Genomic DNA, 15,639 nt, shown 5'->3' with positions numbered 1-15,639 from the left:
ATATTTGCGCACCTATACTGGGCGTGCTCAATGCCCGGATGCCTCCATGCGCGAAGTCAGATACGTCAAAGGACTCGACGGCCTGCGAGCCCTCGCCGTCATCCTCGTTTTCCTGTCCCACAAGGGCCATGTCCTTGCCGTCGACGTCGGCAAGCTTGGCGTGTGGACGTTTTTCCTCATCAGCGGATTCCTGATCGTCGGCGAGTTGCATCGCAACCGCCAGGCGGTCGAGCGCGGCGCCATGACGCGTCGCCACGCGCTCGCGCTGTTCCTCGCGAAGCGCGCGCTGCGGATCTTCCCCGTCTACTACCTGCTGCTCGCCGCGCTCGCGATCGCGCACGCGCTGTTCTATCAGCGCGGCGTCAACCTCGGGCTCGCATGGCACGCGGTGTTCCTGTCGAATTACTGGATCGGCGTCGTCAAGGACGGCTGGCCGGGCTCCACGTCGCACTTCTGGAGCCTCGCCGTTGAACAGCAGTTCTATCTGATCGCCCCGCTCGTGCTGCTCGCGGTGCCCGCCGCGCGACACGTCGCGCTCGGCATCGCGGCCGTCGCGCTGTGCGCGCTCGCGCATCTCGCGCTCTATCTGTCCGACGCGTCGCCGGTGCTGATCTACGCGTTTTCCCCGTGGAATTTCGCGTTGATCGCGCTCGGCGGCGTCGGCGCGATGGCGCTCGCCGATCGCGGCGCGGCCGCCGCGCGCCGCGTGCCGCCCGGCTGGCTCGGTGCGGCCGGCGTCGCCTTCTTCCTCGTGCTGCCTGCCTGCACCGCATTGCCCGATGCAGTCGCGGGGCTCGCGGATCTCGGCCTGTCGGTGTCGCTCGGCGCGCTGATGCTGTGGATCGTCAGCGCGCCCGAGCATCCCGCCGTCGCGCTGCTCGACTGGGCGCCGCTCGCGTATCTCGGCACGATCAGCTACGGCTTCTACCTGTTCCACAACCTGATTCCGGCGCGCTTCGGCGCGCTGCCCGCGTCGTTCGCGCACGTGCCGATGCCGGAAATCGTCCGCGACGCGCTGCCGGAAATGCTGCAATTCACGCTCGCCGTGCTGCTCGCGCACCTGTCCTGGCGTTATCTCGAAAAGCGGCTGCTCGACTTCAAGAAGCCGATCGCCGCGATGCTGGCCCGGCACTTCGCCGCGCAGCCGAGCGCGTCGCCGCGCTGAGCGGTGCGCGGCGCGAACCGGATCGGAACGCGTCGATACCGGTGATGCCCGGCGGCATGGCAGTCGATGCCACGTCATCGCGCGACACCCGAGCGCGCGTCGTGCAACCCGCGCAACCCATCCACCGATCCGGTCACGCGACGAATGCTTCGGCACCGGTGTCACGCGCGAAGTCCCGCCTCATCGGCATACTTCCCGCGTCGCGCGGCGCCGCCCTCCACACATTCGAAGTGCGACATCCGGACGTCGCGCACCACGTCCGGACGCCCGCCAACAACAAAAAAGCCCCGGCGCGCGAGCGGCCGGGGCCAACGGAACAACCACCACCTGAAACGACGGAGCGCGCGGCCGCTTAAGCGACGGCAGCCAGCGCGGGCAAGCAGGTACGCAGGTACGCCTCGAATTCGCGGCTCACTTCCGGATGCTGGAGCGCGAGCTCGACGGTTGCCTTCAGATAACCGATCTTGCTGCCGCAGTCGAAACGCGTGCCGTAGTAGCGATACGCGAGCACCTGTTCGTTCGCGAGCAGCGACTGGACGGCGTCGGTGAGCTGCAGTTCGCCGCCCGCGCCCGGCTTGAGCTTGCGCAGATGATCGAAGATCGTCGGCATGAACACGTAGCGGCCGACCACGCCGAGGTTCGACGGCGCATCCTCGGGCGCCGGCTTCTCGATGATGCCCGACAGCTTGATGATGTCCTCTTCCCACTCCCGGCCTTCGACGACGCCATACGAGCGGCTATCTTCGCGCGGGATCGTCTCGACGCCGATCACCGAGCTGTGATAGTGGTCGAACACGTCGACGAGCTGCTTGAGCACTGGCTGTTCGCCGTGCAGCAGGTCGTCGGCGAGGATCACCGCGAACGGCTCGCCGTGCACGAGCTTCTCCGCGCACAGCACCGCATGGCCGAGGCCGAGCGCTTCCGGCTGGCGCACGTAGAAGCAGTTGACGTGGCTCGGCTTGATGCCGCGCACGAGCTCCAGCAGCTTTTCCTTGCCGCGCGCCTCGAGCTCGGCCTCGATCTCGTACGACTTGTCGAAATGATCCTCGATCGCGCGCTTGCTGCGCCCGGTGACGAAGATCATTTCGGTGATACCGGCGTTGATCGCCTCCTCGACCGCGTACTGGATCAGCGGCTTGTCGACGACGGGCAACATTTCCTTCGGGCTCGCCTTCGTTGCCGGGAGGAACCGCGTGCCGAGACCGGCAACGGGGAACACGGCCTTGGTGACTTTCAACATGTTCGCATCCTGATAGCGTTGACTGCGCCGCGTCGACCTGCGACCCGGCGCGATTGTGTTCCGAACGGCATATCGAGAATCGACGGCACTGCCAATTCCGCTCCGCTCATTTTCGATATGAACTGATTGCCCAATTATTCCGGAAAAAATATAATCGCCTCAACCCGGTCGATATTTCCGAACCGATTGCCGGAGCAGAAACAAATTACCGATTTTCCGGATACAAATTCTTACGATTCGAATTCCTCGATATAGGGCACGCCGCCCCGCTCGAGGCCCGGGCGGATCGGTTCGTTCTTCAGCGCCTCGCGGTACGCCGACAGCACGGCCATGACCAGCAGTACTGCAGCGCTCGCGATCCAATGCATGTCCATCTTGCCGCTCCTTGCATCAATCAACTGGAGCTTCAAACTATCAGAAAAAAATCGGCAAATAATTCGCACCCGCCGCGGAACCGCTTTCGGGCCGCGATAAATCCATGATGTGGAATACCGATATTTGCAGGCGAGATTTTTTTATTCATTGACCGAATTCTTGCGCATTACGATTGGATGAAACTTCCCGTCCATCCGTCGCAAGGAATCGAATCGCATGCAAGCTTTCAGCGGATCGTCTCTGGCCGCGCCGCCCGTCGCCGACCACAAGGAACACGTGATCGACGCGATGCGCGGCTTCGCGGCGCTGCTCGTCGCCTATTTCCACTGCCGCCAGGTCGTCTGGGTCGGCATGCAGAGCTTCCATCAGGCTTACGGTCATGCACTGAGCCCGGGCGCGATCGCCGGCTACCTGACCTTCCCGTTCGCGTGGGGCTCGGCCGGCGTCCCGATCTTCTTCGTGATCAGCGGCTACTGCATCCACCGCAACGCGGCGCTCAAGCTCGCGGCCAATCCCGCGTACCGGCTCGACGCGCCGAACTTCTGGGTGCGCCGCTTCGCGCGCATCTACCCGGTGCTGCTCGCCGCACTGCTGTTCACGCTCGCGCTCGATGCGGTCAGTCTGCAGATCGAGCCCGTCAGCCACAAGATCCGCGACGTCGGCCTCGTCGCGTTCCTCGTGAACCTGTTCTCGCTGCAGGGCGTCGCCGGCCACACGTACGGGTCGAACGGCGCGTTGTGGACACTGTCGCTCGAAGTGCAGTTCTACGCGATCTACCCGCTGCTGTTCGCGCTGCGCCGGCGCATCGGCATGCCGGCCGTCGTGGCCGCGGTCGCGCTCGTCAACGTCGCGTCGGCGTGGCTGCTCGAACGGCACGACCTGCAGTTCTTCACGTCGTACTGGCTGTCCTGGACGATCGGCGCATGGATCGCCGACGTGCGCGCGCAGCAGTCGCGCGGCACGGCCGTCGTGCCGTCGCGCGCGTGGTACGTCGCGGCCGCCGTGCTGCTGGCCGCCGGCTGCGGCGCATTCCATTTCGGGCAGTACGGCGCGTTCCAGCTGTGGTCGGCCGGCTTCGCATGCTTCCTGTACCGCGCGCTCGCCCGGCCGCCGCGCGCGACGCCGCCGCTGCGCGTGCTGAGCTGGTTCGGCGACTTCAGCTACTCGCTGTATCTCGTCCACCTGCCGCTGTTCGTGTGCCTCGGCTCGGTGCTGTTCCACTCCGAACTGCAACTGTCGATCTGGCCGTCGTTCGCGTTCATGGCCGTCGCGGTTCCGGTCGCGTACCTGTTCTACCGGATGTTCGAACGGCCGGCGATGGTGTGGTCGGCCAGCTTCAAGCCGGCCCGCACGGCCCGCGTCGTCGCGTCGACGCCCGAACAGGCCGCCTGACGCGGGCCGGACGGCTCGATCAGCCGTCCGGTTCCGGAGCCCCCGCGCGGCGCGTCGCTGCGCGGGGGCTTTTTCATTGCCGGCACGCGGTTGCAGGCCGGGTCGACAACGAGTGGGCAGCCTGCCGCCCTCGGACGGCGCCACGGCCCGCACGGGCCCCTTCCGCGCGGTTGCCGAAGCACGAGTGCGACGGTGTCGGCTGCTCGCTTCACGTTCCTGACGGCCCGATCCTGTTCCAGATGACGCTCGGCCACGCTCGCGCCCGACCCGGACCCGGGGCGCAAACCAGCCCGTCCGTCCCAACCAGACGCGTCGCCCGCTGAAAAGCGAAGCCCCCACGCAGCGCAACGCCGCATGGGGACCCGTTTTCCGCCATTTCCCGCCAGCTCCCGCCGGCCGCTACTTCTTCGCGCTCGCCGCCTTGGCGGCCTTGGCCGTATCCGCGAGGATCTTCTCGACCCGCTCCACGTAGGTTTCAGTCCCGAACCGGCGCACCGCGGTCGCGCGACCGCTCGCGACGAGCCGCTCGCGCAACGCGCGGTCGCGCTTGAGCGTCGCCAGCGCATCGGCCAGCGCGGCCGCGTCGCCCGGCTCGCAGAGCAGTCCGTTGTCGCCGTCCTCGATGATCTCGACGACGCCGCCCGCGCGCGCCGCGACGACCGGCCGGCGCGCGAGCATCCCCTCGACGATCACGCGCCCGAACGGCTCCGGCGTGATCGACGTGTGCGCAACGACGTCGACCGCCGTCATGCAGGCGGCCACGTCGCGCTGGAACCCGAGGAAATGCACGCGCTCGTCCATCGCATGCTGCGCGACGTATTCGTGCAGTTGCGCCGCATAGTCGTCCTCGCCGAACAGCGGCGCGCCGACCAGCACCACGTGCATGTCGGGATGCCGCGCGGCGGCCTCCAGCAGCACGTGCTGCCCCTTCCAGCGCGCGAGACGGCTGAACGAGCCGACCAGCCATGCGTCCGCGGGCAACCCGAGGCGCGCGCGCAGCGCGGCCTGGCTCACGCCGTCCAGCGCATCGAACGGTTCGGCCGAAATCCCGTTGAACACGACGTCGACGTGCTGCGGCGTAAAGCCGGTCAGCGCGCGGAACGCCTGCGCGGATGCGTCGGAGTTCGCGATCACGCGCGTGACGCCGAACCGCGCGCAGTACTTGATCGCCTGCAACTGCTTGCCGCCGAAATGGTCGGTGCTGACGATGTCGCGCAAATGCCAGACGACCGGCTTGCGCGCCAGCCGCCCGGCAAGCGCGGCGACCACCATCGCGCGCTGCGTGTTCGCGTAGATCACCTCGGCGCGGCGCGCGCGCCGGGCGACGTCGCGCACCAGCCGCACGAGCTGCTTCACCGCGCCGAACGACACGCCGCCCTGCTTGCGCACGCCCGCGAGCGCGCCCTGCTCGACCACGTCGACGCGCGCGCCGATCTCGTCGAGCGCCGCGCGAAACGGACCGTCGTCGAACAGCAGCACGTCGGCGTTCGCGCGCATGTGCTTCATGATCTCGAGCAGCGACAGCTCGGCGCCGCCGAGCACGCCGCTCTGGTCGAGCACGAGCGTCGCCGGGCCGCGCGCGACCGGCAGCGGGGCCGCCGTGCCGCGCTGCGCGGTCGAGCCAGGCAGCGCTTGCTCCACGTAGTCGAGGAAGCGCCGCCGGAACGTGTCGGCGGAAAACCGCTCCGCATTCGCGCGGCACGCGTCAGGCGTGAAGCGCTGCGGCGCGCGCTCGAAATCGTCGACGGCCGCGACGATCGCGTGCGGCGTCTGTTCGTCGAAGAAAAGGCCGGTCGGGTTCAGGTTCGACTGCGGGTCCAGCACGGTCTCGAGCGCGCCGCCCTTGCCGTACGCGATGACCGGCGTGCCGCACGCCTGCGCCTCGACGACCGAGATCCCGAAATCCTCCTCGGCCGCGAACACGAACGCCTTCGCGCGCCGCATCCGGTCGTGCAGCACCGCGAACGGCTGGTAGCCCATAATCTCGACGTTCGGGCCGGCCTTCGCGCGAATCTTCTGCATCTCGGGGCCGTCGCCGATCACGACGAGCTTGCGCTCGGGCGTGCGCGAAAACGCTTCGACGATCAGGTCGATCTTCTTGTACGGCACCATCCGCGACGCGGTCAGGTAGAAATCCTCCTTCGCCGCGTTGAGCGAGAACGCGTCGACGTCGACCGGCGGAAAGATCACCGCCGCGTCGCGGTGGTAGACCTTCTTGATGCGCCGTGCGATGAACGCGGAGTTCGCGACGAAGCCGTCCACCGCGTTCGCGGTGCGCGTGTCCCAGTTGCGGATGTAATGGAGAATCATCCGCGCGAGCAGCGATTTCGGCCCGTGCGTGAGATTCGACTGTTCCAGATACTGGTGCTGCAGGTCCCACGCATAGCGGATCGGCGAATGCACGTAGCTGATGTGCACCTGGTCCGGGCCGGTCAGCACGCCCTTCGCGACCGCGTGGCTGCTCGAGATCACGAGGTCGTACTCGGACACGTCGAGCTGCTCGATCGCGAGCGGCATCAGCGGCAGGTAGCTGCGGTACTTGGTGCGGGCGAACGGCAGCTTCTGGATGAACGACGTCGTCACCGGCTTGCCGCGCACGAACGCGCGATCGTCGAGGAAATCGACGAGGCTGAACAGGTCCGCGTCGGGAAAGCACGCGACGATCTGTTCGAGCACGCGCTCCGCGCCCGCGTAGGTGACGAGCCAGTCGTGGACGATCGCCACGCGCAGCGCACGCGCCGGCTGTCGCGCGCCGGCGCGCTCGGCTGGGTGCAGCGCGGCGGCGTCGCCGGCGTGGACCACGACGGCATCGGCCGTGGCGAGATTCAGGACGGCGTGTTCCGCCAGATCGCGATTCATGCAGTTCTCCTCGCATTGAGACGGACAAACAGGTCGCGCACGAGTGCGCGCAATCCCGGCGTCATCGTGAGCGACCACGCGACGTTCAGCACCAGCACGACCGCGCACATGCCGATCGACTGGACCAGCCCCGGCCATGCCTGCGCCAGGAACAGACTCGCCAGCAGAAACGCGAGGTGCGCGAGCATGTCGAGTACGATCGCGCGCATCCGGATCGCCGACAGGTACAGCAGCACGCCGTAGTCGACGAGCGCGCGCGCCGCGACGACCACCGCCGCGCCGATCAGCCCGAAGTGATGAATGCCGAACCACAGGCCGCCGACGAAGAACGGCATCTCGACGAGCCCGGCGAATGCCGCGCGGGCCGGGTTGACCTGCGACTGGATCAGAATGCGCGTGACGCTCGCCTGGCCGACGAGCCACACGCTGATCACCAGCACGCGCCCGACGGGCGCCGAATGCGCGGCGAGATCGGCGCCGACCCACAGCGTGAGGAACGGTGCGAGCGCGAAGATCGCGACGATGCCGACCGGCGTGAATACGCCGTTCAGGAATTCGAGCGACTGGCGCGCGAGCGTATCCGCGTGATCGCGGCCGACCGCCGACAGGCGCGGGAACAGCGTGCGCACCAACGCGTTCGGCAGCATGTTCAGCCGCGTGACGAGGTTCTGCGGCACCGTGTAGTACGTGACGAACTTCGCGCCCATGCCGGCGCCGAGCATCACGCGGTCGAGCGTGTCGGCGATCATGCTCGTCGTGCTCGCGATCAGCATCCAGCCGCCGAAGTTGAACAGCCCCTTCGCGGTGCCCCACTGCGGCGGATCGATGCGGCGGATCCCGAGCACCTTGATGCTGGCCTGACCGAGCATCACCGCCGCGATCAGCCGCGCGACGACCGCCGCGGCGAGCACCGTCTGCAGGTTCGGCGCGATCCACCACGCGGCGCCGAGCGGCAGCAGCTGGAACAGGAACGTGCCGATCGTCTGGTTCGTGTTGAACACGCCAAACCGTTCGGCGCCGTTGATCGCGCCGGCGAACACCCACGACACGTTCGCGAGCGGAATCGCGAGCGCGAGCCACGGCAGCGCCAGATACACCTCGTGCTGCATCGCCGCCGACACCTTCGTGAAATACGCGGTGTAGACGAACGCGCCGAAATAGATCAGCAGGCCGCCGACGATGCCGGTGCCGAGATTCAGCCAGAACGCGCTCCAGAACACGCGCGCGCTTTCGTCGGCGTTGCCGCTCGCGAGCGCCTTCGAGATGTGGTTCTGCGCGGCCATGCTCATTCCGAGATCGAGGATCCCGAAATAGCCGATCAGCGTCCACACGAGGCTGACGACGCCGTAGCGTTCGACGCCCAGCGCGTGGATATACGCGGGCACCGTCACCAGCGACACGAAGGTCGGCAGGATCAGCCCGATGAAGTTGATCGAAACGTTCTTGAGTATGCCTTTGTCCATGCTTTAGCCCAGGGGCCCGTTACGGTTTCCAGCGGTACATGAGCACCTTGCCGCGCGCGTCTTCCTCGACGAACACCAGGTACTCGCCGTTCTCGCGCCGGAACGCGCTGATGCCGAACGGCACGTCGACCCAGCCCGACGCCTTGCCGACCTCCGCGCCCGGGCTCATCACGCCGACTTCCTTGCCGGTTTCCTTGTCGTACACGTGGATCTTGCCGACCGGCTCCACGGTGAAGATGTAGCGGCCTTCGACCGTGATCCCGATCAGGTCGAGGATCGGCTTCGCGTCGAGCTGCCACGGGAGCGCGACCTGGTAGCGCACCACCGGCGAGCCGCTCGACCATTTGTCGAAGCGCACCAGCACGCGGCCGACTTCCTTGTTGATGCCGGGCTGCGGCGGCGCGTCGGCCGTATAGCCCGTCACGTACAGCGTGTCCGTCTGCGGCTCGTAGATCGCGCGGCGCAGCTGCGTGAACGGCTGCGGCATCGGATAGGTCGTGACCTTGTCGTACGAGTAGATCGGGTTGCCGGCCTTGTCGATGCCGCCATAGCCGAAACGATGAATCCCTCGCACGTCGCTCGTGCGCCAGATGTCGCCCTTCGTGTCGACCCACCAGCCCCAACCGCCCGCCTTTGCCTTGCCCGTCGTGTTGATCTCGGACTCGTCGGCATCGATCCGACCGTTGCCGTTCGCGTCGCGCCACAGCCAGTCGCCGCCCGGCGGCTTGTTCGGCACCTTGTCGACCGGCCGCGCGCGGCCCGCGATCAGGCCCGACGGAATCGCGACCTCGCCGTCGCGCTTCGCGTCGAAACGGTAGATCTTCAGGTGATCGGCGTACATGTCGGTCAGGTACAGGAACGTGCGCCCGTCGACGCGCCGCGCGATCGGCATGCCCGGATACTGGTCGGTGTGGAACACCGGGTCGTCCGGATACTTGAAGCGGTTCGACAGGAAGCCGACGTATTTCCAGTCCTGGCCCGGCGGCTTCGACAAGTCGAGCTCGAAGCGCTTGTTGCCCGTGTACACGCTGTTCGGCCGCGCGGGGTCGAGCCACGCGCCGTCGACGAACAGCAGCCCCTGCACCTGCCAGCGCAGCTTGCCGTCCGGCGTGTAGCTTTCCAGCACCGCGCCGAGCCCCGCGCCGATCGTGTCGTGGCGCGGCCCGATCCCGTTCATCGACACATAGATGTTGCCCGCGCGGTCGACGCCGACGCCCGTCAGCCCGTTGAAACGCTGCGGCCCCGGCCGGCCCGGCACCGGGCCCGCGAAGATGCCGCCGCGCTCGCCGAGCGTGCCCGACGGCGCATAGCCCTTGCCGCCTTTCGAGAAGATCAGGATCTGCTGGCGCGGCCCGTTGTCCGCGACGAGCACGCGCCCTTTCGCGTCGACCGCCACGTCCACCGCATCGGTGCCCTCCGGCAGCACCGGCGCGTCGTCGAGCTTGCGGCCGTCGGGCCGCACGTGCACGAGATGCGCGGGGCCGCCCAGCGTATCGGTCAGCAGCCACAGCGTGCCGTCGCCCGCCAGCGCGATGCGGCCCGGCTCGTGCGCGTTCCACGTGCCCTTCTGCTGCATCGTCTCCGCGTCGTACACGTCCACCACGTCGCGCGACGGATTGGTCGCGAACAGCGTCTTGTCGTCGGCCGCGAGGCCGCCCACTTCCGCCTTCGCCTCACCCACTTCCGAGCGCGCGGGCGCCGGCACCTCGTTCATCATCATGAAGCTCGCGGCCATCCGTGCGCGGCCGGTATCGGCGCGCCCGCCCGGCGCGACCTGCGGCGCCGCGCGAAACGGCGCGGGCTGCTTCATGTCGCCGATCGTGCGCCGCGAGATGCCGAACCATTGCTTGCCCTTGTCCGGCCAGATGCCGGGCGACTGCAGGTGGCCGCGCTCGTTGCCGACGCCGATCGCGACATACGCGTACTTGCCGTTCACCGCGATCGCGCTGCCGCCGAGGTTACCCCAGCCGTGCGTGCCGCCCGCGAAGCCGAGCATCTTCCCGTCCTGGTAGACGCTCGCCTCGGCGCCGCTCTCGTCCCACGGCGCATTCGTATACACCTTGCCCTCCGGCGTCACCGCGATCGCGCGAATGTCGATCTGCGTCCACGTGCCGTCGCCATAGCCGAACGTGTTGCCGATCCACGACGTCGTCGCGGGCAACACCGTTTCGGCCGGCACGGCGCTCGTCAGCAGTGCCGCGCATACCGTCATGCCAACCAGAATCAGACGTCGCAATGCACTTCTCCAGACTCGATGTCGATGCAACAGCGACCGGCGCCGCCTCGGATCGCCCGCGGCGGCGCGCTGTCGCTAAATGGGTTTCAAACGTCGCGATGCAGGTTACAAGCAAAAATAATCACAAGAAATTTGGAAATATTTGGGGATGTTTCCGCGTGAAATATCGAACCGGAACAGCGAGTAAATGACCGCGGAAAACGGCAATAACGACCGCCCCTCCCGCGCCATCACGTAGAAAATTCCGCCCCGGGCCGCCTGTCATGCCTGTCCGGGAGCAAACCTTTCACCTCGCGATCGTAATAATCGGCATTTGCCTGTTTGTCGTCAGATAAATGGCACGCGTTTTTTTACCGATTTCTTTTCCCTAGAATCGATTTCGATTCCATATTTCATTTAAAGGCATGCAATACGTACACGCATCGGATGCGGGTCGTGAAGGAGCCGCGCGATGACGGCCCTGTCGCGCCCCGCCGACCTCGCCCCGCAACATGGCCGCATCGTGCAGCTCGACGGGTTGCGCGCGATCGCGGTGGGCGCCGTATTCCTGCAACACGCGCTGAAGGCGCCGCTGTGGATGGGCGTCGATCTGTTCTTCGTGCTGAGCGGCCTGCTGATCACCGGCATCCTGCTCGATCGCAAGGCGCGCGGACAGTCGTACTTCAGCCACTTCTACGCGCGCCGCGTACGCCGCATCCTGCCGCCGTACGTGCTGTTGCTGGTGGTGTCGACGCTGCTGTTCGGCGCGAGCTGGCTGCCGCACTGGCCGTGGTTCGCGTTCTTCTCGACCAATATCGGGCTGTCGCTCGGCAGCATCGGCCATGACAGCCTGAACGTGCTGTGGTCGCTCGCGGTCGAGGAGCAGTTCTACATCTTCTGGCCGTTCGTCGTGCTGTGGTGCTCGGAGCGCGCGCTGCTGTGGGTCGCCGCCGCGCTGATCGTCGCGGCGCCGGTGCTGCGCGCGATCGCGACGCCGTGGTTCGATTCGTTCTGGCCGATCTACTACCTGACGCCGTTCCGGATGGACCTGCTCGCGGCCGGCGCGTTGCTCGCGATCGTCCTGCGCCGCGACCGGCGGGCGCTGGAGCCGTTCTATCCGCTCGCGATCGTCGGCGCGCTCGTGTCGCTCGCGATCCTCGGCTGGCTGCACCTGTCGTTCCCGCGCTTTCGCGCCGCGAACACGCCGCTGTCGAATGCGGCGCTCTACAGCATCTCGCTGCTGCTATGCACGTCGATCGTCGTGATCGCGCTGCGCGGCCGCGGCCTCGTGCAGCGCGTGCTGACGAACCCGATGCTCGTCTACGTCGGCACCGTCAGCTACACCGTCTACCTGATTCACCTGAGCGTGCTGTACGCGCTGTGGCCGCTGCACCTGAACCGCTTCGTCACGGCCGCGCTCGCGCTCGCGATCACGCTCGCGTACGCGACCCTGAGCTGGTACGGCTTCGAACGACGCCTGACGCGCGGGCCTGCGCGCCGCGCGGTGCCGACCGCCGCCGGCACGACCGCCTGACTTTCATCATCCATCGCTTCTACCAGGACAACGCCATGAGCCAAACGCGTAAGAAGGCCATCATCACCGGAATTTCGGGGCAAGACGGTGCGTACCTGACCAAACTGCTGCTCGACAAGGGCTACGAGGTCACCGGCACCTACCGCCGCACCAGCTCGGTGAATTTCTGGCGCATCGCCGAGCTGGGTGTCGACACGCACCCGAACCTGACGCTCGTCGAACACGACCTGACCGACGCGGGCTCGAGCCTGCGCCTGCTCGAACGCACGCAGCCGGACGAGCTGTACAACCTGGCCGCGCAAAGCTTCGTCGGCGTGTCGTTCGACCAGCCGGCGACGACCGCCGAAGTAACCGGCATCGGCCCGCTGAACCTGCTCGAGGCAATTCGCGTCGTCAGCCCGAAGACGCGCTTCTACCAGGCGTCGACGTCCGAGATGTTCGGCAAGGTGCAGGCGATCCCGCAAACGGAAACCACCGCGTTCTATCCGCGCAGCCCGTACGGCGTCGCGAAGCTGTACGCGCACTGGATGACCGTGAACTACCGCGAATCGTATGGCCTGTTCGGCAGCAGCGGCATCCTGTTCAACCACGAATCGCCGCTGCGCGGCCGCGAATTCGTCACGCGCAAGATCACCGACACGATCGCGAAGATCAAGCTCGGCAAGGCGACCAAGCTCGAGCTCGGCAATCTCGACGCGAAGCGCGACTGGGGCTTCGCGCTCGAATACGTCGAAGGCATGTGGCGCATGCTGCAGGCCGACGAACCCGACACCTACGTGCTGGCGACCAACCGCACCGAAACCGTGCGCGACTTCGTGCGGATGGCGTTCGCGGCGGCCGGCTACCAGCTCGAATGGACCGGCAAGGGCGAGCAGGAACGCGGCCTCGACGCATCGACCGGCAACGTGCTCGTCGAAGTGAACCCGAAGTTCTATCGCCCGGCCGAAGTCGACCTGCTGATCGGCTGCGCGGACAAGGCGAAAAGCAAACTGGGCTGGGCACCCAAGACGACGCTCGAACAACTTTGCCAGATGATGGTCGAAGCGGATTTGACGCGGAACCAACACCATGACACGTTCTGAAACCGGGCGTCCGTCGCGCCGTGCGTTCGTCACGGGCCTGACGGGCTTCACCGGTCGCTACATGGCCGAACGCCTGCAGGCGGCCGGCTATGACGTCTGGGGCACGGTCGCGCCCGGCACGCCGCCCCCCGCCGATCCGGCGTTCGCACACTGCACGCTGCTGCCCGTCGACCTGCTCGACGCGGATGCCATGCGCGCGGCCGCGGCCGACGCACGACCCGACGCGGTCGTGCATCTCGCCGCGCGTGCGCATGTCGCCGACGACGAGCCGTCGTCCACCTACGCGGTCAACATCGTCGGCACGCGCAACGTGCTGGCGGCGCTGGCCGGCCTCGACCGCCGTCCGTCGGCAGTGCTGCTGGCCAGCAGCGCGAACATCTACGGCAACTCGACGGCCGGCGTGCTCGACGAAACCGTCGCGCCCGCGCCGGCGAACGACTACGCGGTCAGCAAGCTCGCGATGGAATATGCGGCGAAGCTATGGTCCGACCGGCTGCCGATCGTGATCGCGCGGCCGTTCAACTACACGGGTGTCGGCCAGAGCGATGCGTATCTGCTGCCGAAGCTCGTCGCGCACTATGCGAGCAACGCGCCGCGGATCTCGCTCGGCAACCTCGACGTGAGCCGCGATTTTTCCGACGTGCGCGACGTGACGGCCGCCTATCTGAAGCTGGTCGAAGCCGCGCCGGCCGGCGAGACGTTCAACGTCTGCTCGGAGCGCGCGTATTCGCTGAAGGAAGTGCTGGCGATGCTGTCGCGGATCGCCGGCTACGTGATCGACGTGACGATCGATCCGCGCTTCGTGCGGCACAACGAAGTGAAAAGCCTGAGCGGGTCGCGCGACAAGCTGCGCCGCGCGGTGGGCGAATTACCGGTCACGCCGCTCGACGAAACGCTGCGCTGGATGGTGGACGCGATGCGTGCCGCACCGTCCGCGCACGCCGCCGGCTGAACGACGGCACAACAGGCGCGCGACGGCATGCGCCGAAACGACAACGGGCCGCTCTCTCGAGCGGCCCGTTTCATTGATGCCGAGCGAAAACCGGCGGTATCGCTCAGCCGTCCAGGCCGTGCGCCAGATCGTTGCGAATGTCGGCTGCATGCTCGAGGCCGACCGCCAGGCGAATCAGCCCCTCGGTGATCCCCGCCGCCGCCCGCGCTTCCGGCGTGATGCGGCCGTGCGTCGTCGTGGCCGGATGCGTGATCGTCGTGCGCGTGTCGCCGAGATTGCCGGTGATCGACACCAGCTTCGTGCCGTCGATCACGCGCCATGCGTTCGCGCGTTGCTGCTCGGGCGTGTCGCCCTTCAGCTCGAACGACACGATCGCGCCGCCCGCCTTCTGCTGGCGCTTCGCGAGTTCATGCTGCGGATGCGATTCGAGCCCCGGATAGAACACGCGCGCCACCGCCGGATGCGAGTCGAGCCAGCGCGCGATCTCCAGCGCGTTCGCCGATTGCTTCTCGACGCGCAGCGACAGCGTCTCCATCCCCTTCAGCAGCACCCACGCGTTGAAGGCCGACAGCGTCGGGCCCGCGCTGCGCACGAACGGGAACACCTTGCCCATGATGAATTCCTTCGAGCCGACCAGCGCGCCACCGAGCACGCGGCCTTGCCCGTCGAGGAATTTCGTCGCCGAATGCATCACGACGTCCGCGCCGAGCTTCAGCGGCTGCTGCAGCACCGGGCTGCAGAAACAGTTGTCGACGACGAACAGCGCATTCGCCGCCTTCGCGATCTTGCCGATCGCCTCGATGTCCGCGAGTTCGGTCAGCGGGTTCGACGGCGTCTCGAGGAAGAACATCTTCGTTTCCGGCCGCACGGCTTCCTGCCATGCGTTCAGGTCGGTCGGGTCGACGAAGGTCGTCGTGATCCCGAACTTGCTGAAGATCTGCGAGAACATCCCGAGCGTCGAGCCGAACAGGCTGCGCGAGCTGACGAGGTGATCGCCCGCCTGCAGCGCGGACATCACGACCGACATGATCGCGGCCATGCCCGACGCCGTCGCGATGCAGGCCTCGCCGCCCTCGAGCGCCGCGAGACGCTCCTGGAACATGGTGACCGTCGGATTCGTGAAGCGCGAATAGGTGAAATAGTCTTCCGAATTCGCGAAGCGCTCGGCCGCGTCGGCCGCGCTCGAGAAGCAGAAGCTCGACGTGAGGAACAGCGCTTCCGAATGCTCGTTGAAGTCGCTGCGCAGCGTGCCCGCGCGCACCGCGAGCGTGTCGAAGTTGAGGGAGTCGTCCATGTTCCGTTTTCCGTATTCGATGGCCGCGCCGACGGTCGTGCACAAGGCGCGGACCCGGTCAAAACCGA

11 protein-coding genes are annotated in these 15,639 nt (G+C 66.9%); 5 read left to right on the top strand and 6 right to left on the bottom strand.

All coding sequences use genetic code 11. The annotated features are described in order from the left end of the window. Positions 1 to 46: 46 nt before the first annotated feature. Positions 47 to 1,165, top strand: coding sequence for an acyltransferase (locus CFB81_RS19455; RefSeq protein ID WP_089436213.1), 1,119 nt, complete (start codon positions 47 to 49; stop codon positions 1,163 to 1,165). Positions 1,166 to 1,517: 352 nt separating this feature from the next. Here the strand turns inward: CFB81_RS19455 and galU are convergent, their stop codons facing one another. Together galU and CFB81_RS36185 are read right to left on the bottom strand one after the other, a co-directional pair. Then, positions 1,518 to 2,405, bottom strand: coding sequence for a UTP--glucose-1-phosphate uridylyltransferase GalU (gene galU / locus CFB81_RS19450; RefSeq protein WP_011548079.1), 888 nt, complete (start codon positions 2,403 to 2,405; stop codon positions 1,518 to 1,520). Positions 2,406 to 2,635: 230 nt separating this feature from the next. After that, positions 2,636 to 2,779 carry a hypothetical protein gene (locus CFB81_RS36185; protein WP_006479318.1) on the bottom strand — a complete coding sequence of 48 codons (144 nt, stop codon included), beginning with the start codon at positions 2,777 to 2,779 and terminating at the stop codon, positions 2,636 to 2,638. Between the two features lie 217 nt (positions 2,780 to 2,996). On the opposite strand from CFB81_RS36185, the gene CFB81_RS19445 reads away from it, so the two are divergent. Then, positions 2,997 to 4,172 carry an acyltransferase gene (locus tag CFB81_RS19445; RefSeq protein ID WP_089436212.1) on the top strand — a complete coding sequence of 392 codons (1,176 nt, stop codon included), beginning with the start codon at positions 2,997 to 2,999 and terminating at the stop codon, positions 4,170 to 4,172. Positions 4,173 to 4,571: 399 nt separating this feature from the next. Here the strand turns inward: CFB81_RS19445 and CFB81_RS19440 are convergent, their stop codons facing one another. The 3 genes from CFB81_RS19440 to CFB81_RS19430 are packed head-to-tail and all read right to left on the bottom strand — an operon-like array spanning position 4,572 to position 10,706. After that, positions 4,572 to 7,031, bottom strand: a complete 2,460-nt coding sequence (locus CFB81_RS19440) for a glycosyltransferase family 4 protein (RefSeq protein WP_179234924.1) — start codon at positions 7,029 to 7,031, stop codon at positions 4,572 to 4,574. Beyond that, positions 7,028 to 8,494 (bottom strand): flippase, encoded by a 1,467-nt coding sequence (locus tag CFB81_RS19435; protein WP_050011262.1) that lies wholly within the window; start codon positions 8,492 to 8,494, stop codon positions 7,028 to 7,030. Before CFB81_RS19435 ends, CFB81_RS19440 begins: the two co-directional genes overlap by 4 nt. Before the next feature lie 19 nt (positions 8,495 to 8,513). Further along, entirely contained in the window at positions 8,514 to 10,706 is a 2,193-nt protein-coding gene (locus CFB81_RS19430; protein ID WP_373452657.1) for a hypothetical protein, read from the bottom strand. 475 nt (positions 10,707 to 11,181) lie between these two features. On the opposite strand from CFB81_RS19430, the gene CFB81_RS19425 reads away from it, so the two are divergent. The 3 genes from CFB81_RS19425 to CFB81_RS19415 are packed head-to-tail and all read left to right on the top strand — an operon-like array spanning position 11,182 to position 14,277. Beyond that, positions 11,182 to 12,243: an acyltransferase gene (locus CFB81_RS19425; protein WP_069618447.1), complete on the top strand. Its 1,062-nt coding sequence runs from the start codon at positions 11,182 to 11,184 to the stop codon at positions 12,241 to 12,243. Between the two features lie 35 nt (positions 12,244 to 12,278). Beyond that, entirely contained in the window at positions 12,279 to 13,325 is a 1,047-nt protein-coding gene (gene gmd / locus CFB81_RS19420) for a GDP-mannose 4,6-dehydratase (RefSeq protein ID WP_050011265.1), read from the top strand. Beyond that, on the top strand, positions 13,312 to 14,277 hold the full coding sequence (locus CFB81_RS19415) for an NAD-dependent epimerase/dehydratase family protein (protein ID WP_089436209.1): 966 nt from the start codon (positions 13,312 to 13,314) through the stop codon (positions 14,275 to 14,277). The genes gmd and CFB81_RS19415 overlap by 14 nt, the downstream gene beginning before the upstream one ends. A 103-nt stretch (positions 14,278 to 14,380) precedes the next feature. Here CFB81_RS19415 and CFB81_RS19410 read toward each other — a convergent pair whose 3' ends face one another. Then, positions 14,381 to 15,571: an O-succinylhomoserine sulfhydrylase gene (locus CFB81_RS19410; RefSeq protein ID WP_089437066.1), complete on the bottom strand. Its 1,191-nt coding sequence runs from the start codon at positions 15,569 to 15,571 to the stop codon at positions 14,381 to 14,383. Positions 15,572 to 15,639 lie beyond the last annotated feature (68 nt).

Source organism: Burkholderia sp. AU28863 (assembly GCF_002223195.1).
Taxonomy (GTDB): Bacteria; Pseudomonadota; Gammaproteobacteria; order Burkholderiales; family Burkholderiaceae; genus Burkholderia; species Burkholderia sola.
Note: the sequence above shows the minus strand (reverse complement) of the source record. Positions and strands in the feature narration are given on the sequence as shown.

What these genes read in the sequence shown, in the direction of transcription:
- CFB81_RS19435 (WP_050011262.1), bottom strand. Translation starts at nt 8,494, where the DNA reads ATGGACAAAGGCATACTCAAGAACGTTTCGATCAACTTCATCGGGCTG.
- CFB81_RS19440 (WP_179234924.1), bottom strand. Translation starts at nt 7,031, where the DNA reads ATGAATCGCGATCTGGCGGAACACGCCGTCCTGAATCTCGCCACGGCC.
- CFB81_RS19455 (WP_089436213.1), top strand. Translation starts at nt 47, where the DNA reads ATGCGCGAAGTCAGATACGTCAAAGGACTCGACGGCCTGCGAGCCCTC.
- CFB81_RS19430 (WP_373452657.1), bottom strand. Translation starts at nt 10,706, where the DNA reads ATGACGGTATGCGCGGCACTGCTGACGAGCGCCGTGCCGGCCGAAACG.
- CFB81_RS36185 (WP_006479318.1), bottom strand. Translation starts at nt 2,779, where the DNA reads ATGGACATGCATTGGATCGCGAGCGCTGCAGTACTGCTGGTCATGGCC.
- galU (WP_011548079.1), bottom strand. Translation starts at nt 2,405, where the DNA reads ATGTTGAAAGTCACCAAGGCCGTGTTCCCCGTTGCCGGTCTCGGCACG.
- CFB81_RS19415 (WP_089436209.1), top strand. Translation starts at nt 13,312, where the DNA reads ATGACACGTTCTGAAACCGGGCGTCCGTCGCGCCGTGCGTTCGTCACG.
- CFB81_RS19445 (WP_089436212.1), top strand. Translation starts at nt 2,997, where the DNA reads ATGCAAGCTTTCAGCGGATCGTCTCTGGCCGCGCCGCCCGTCGCCGAC.
- CFB81_RS19410 (WP_089437066.1), bottom strand. Translation starts at nt 15,571, where the DNA reads ATGGACGACTCCCTCAACTTCGACACGCTCGCGGTGCGCGCGGGCACG.
- CFB81_RS19425 (WP_069618447.1), top strand. Translation starts at nt 11,182, where the DNA reads ATGACGGCCCTGTCGCGCCCCGCCGACCTCGCCCCGCAACATGGCCGC.
- gmd (WP_050011265.1), top strand. Translation starts at nt 12,279, where the DNA reads ATGAGCCAAACGCGTAAGAAGGCCATCATCACCGGAATTTCGGGGCAA.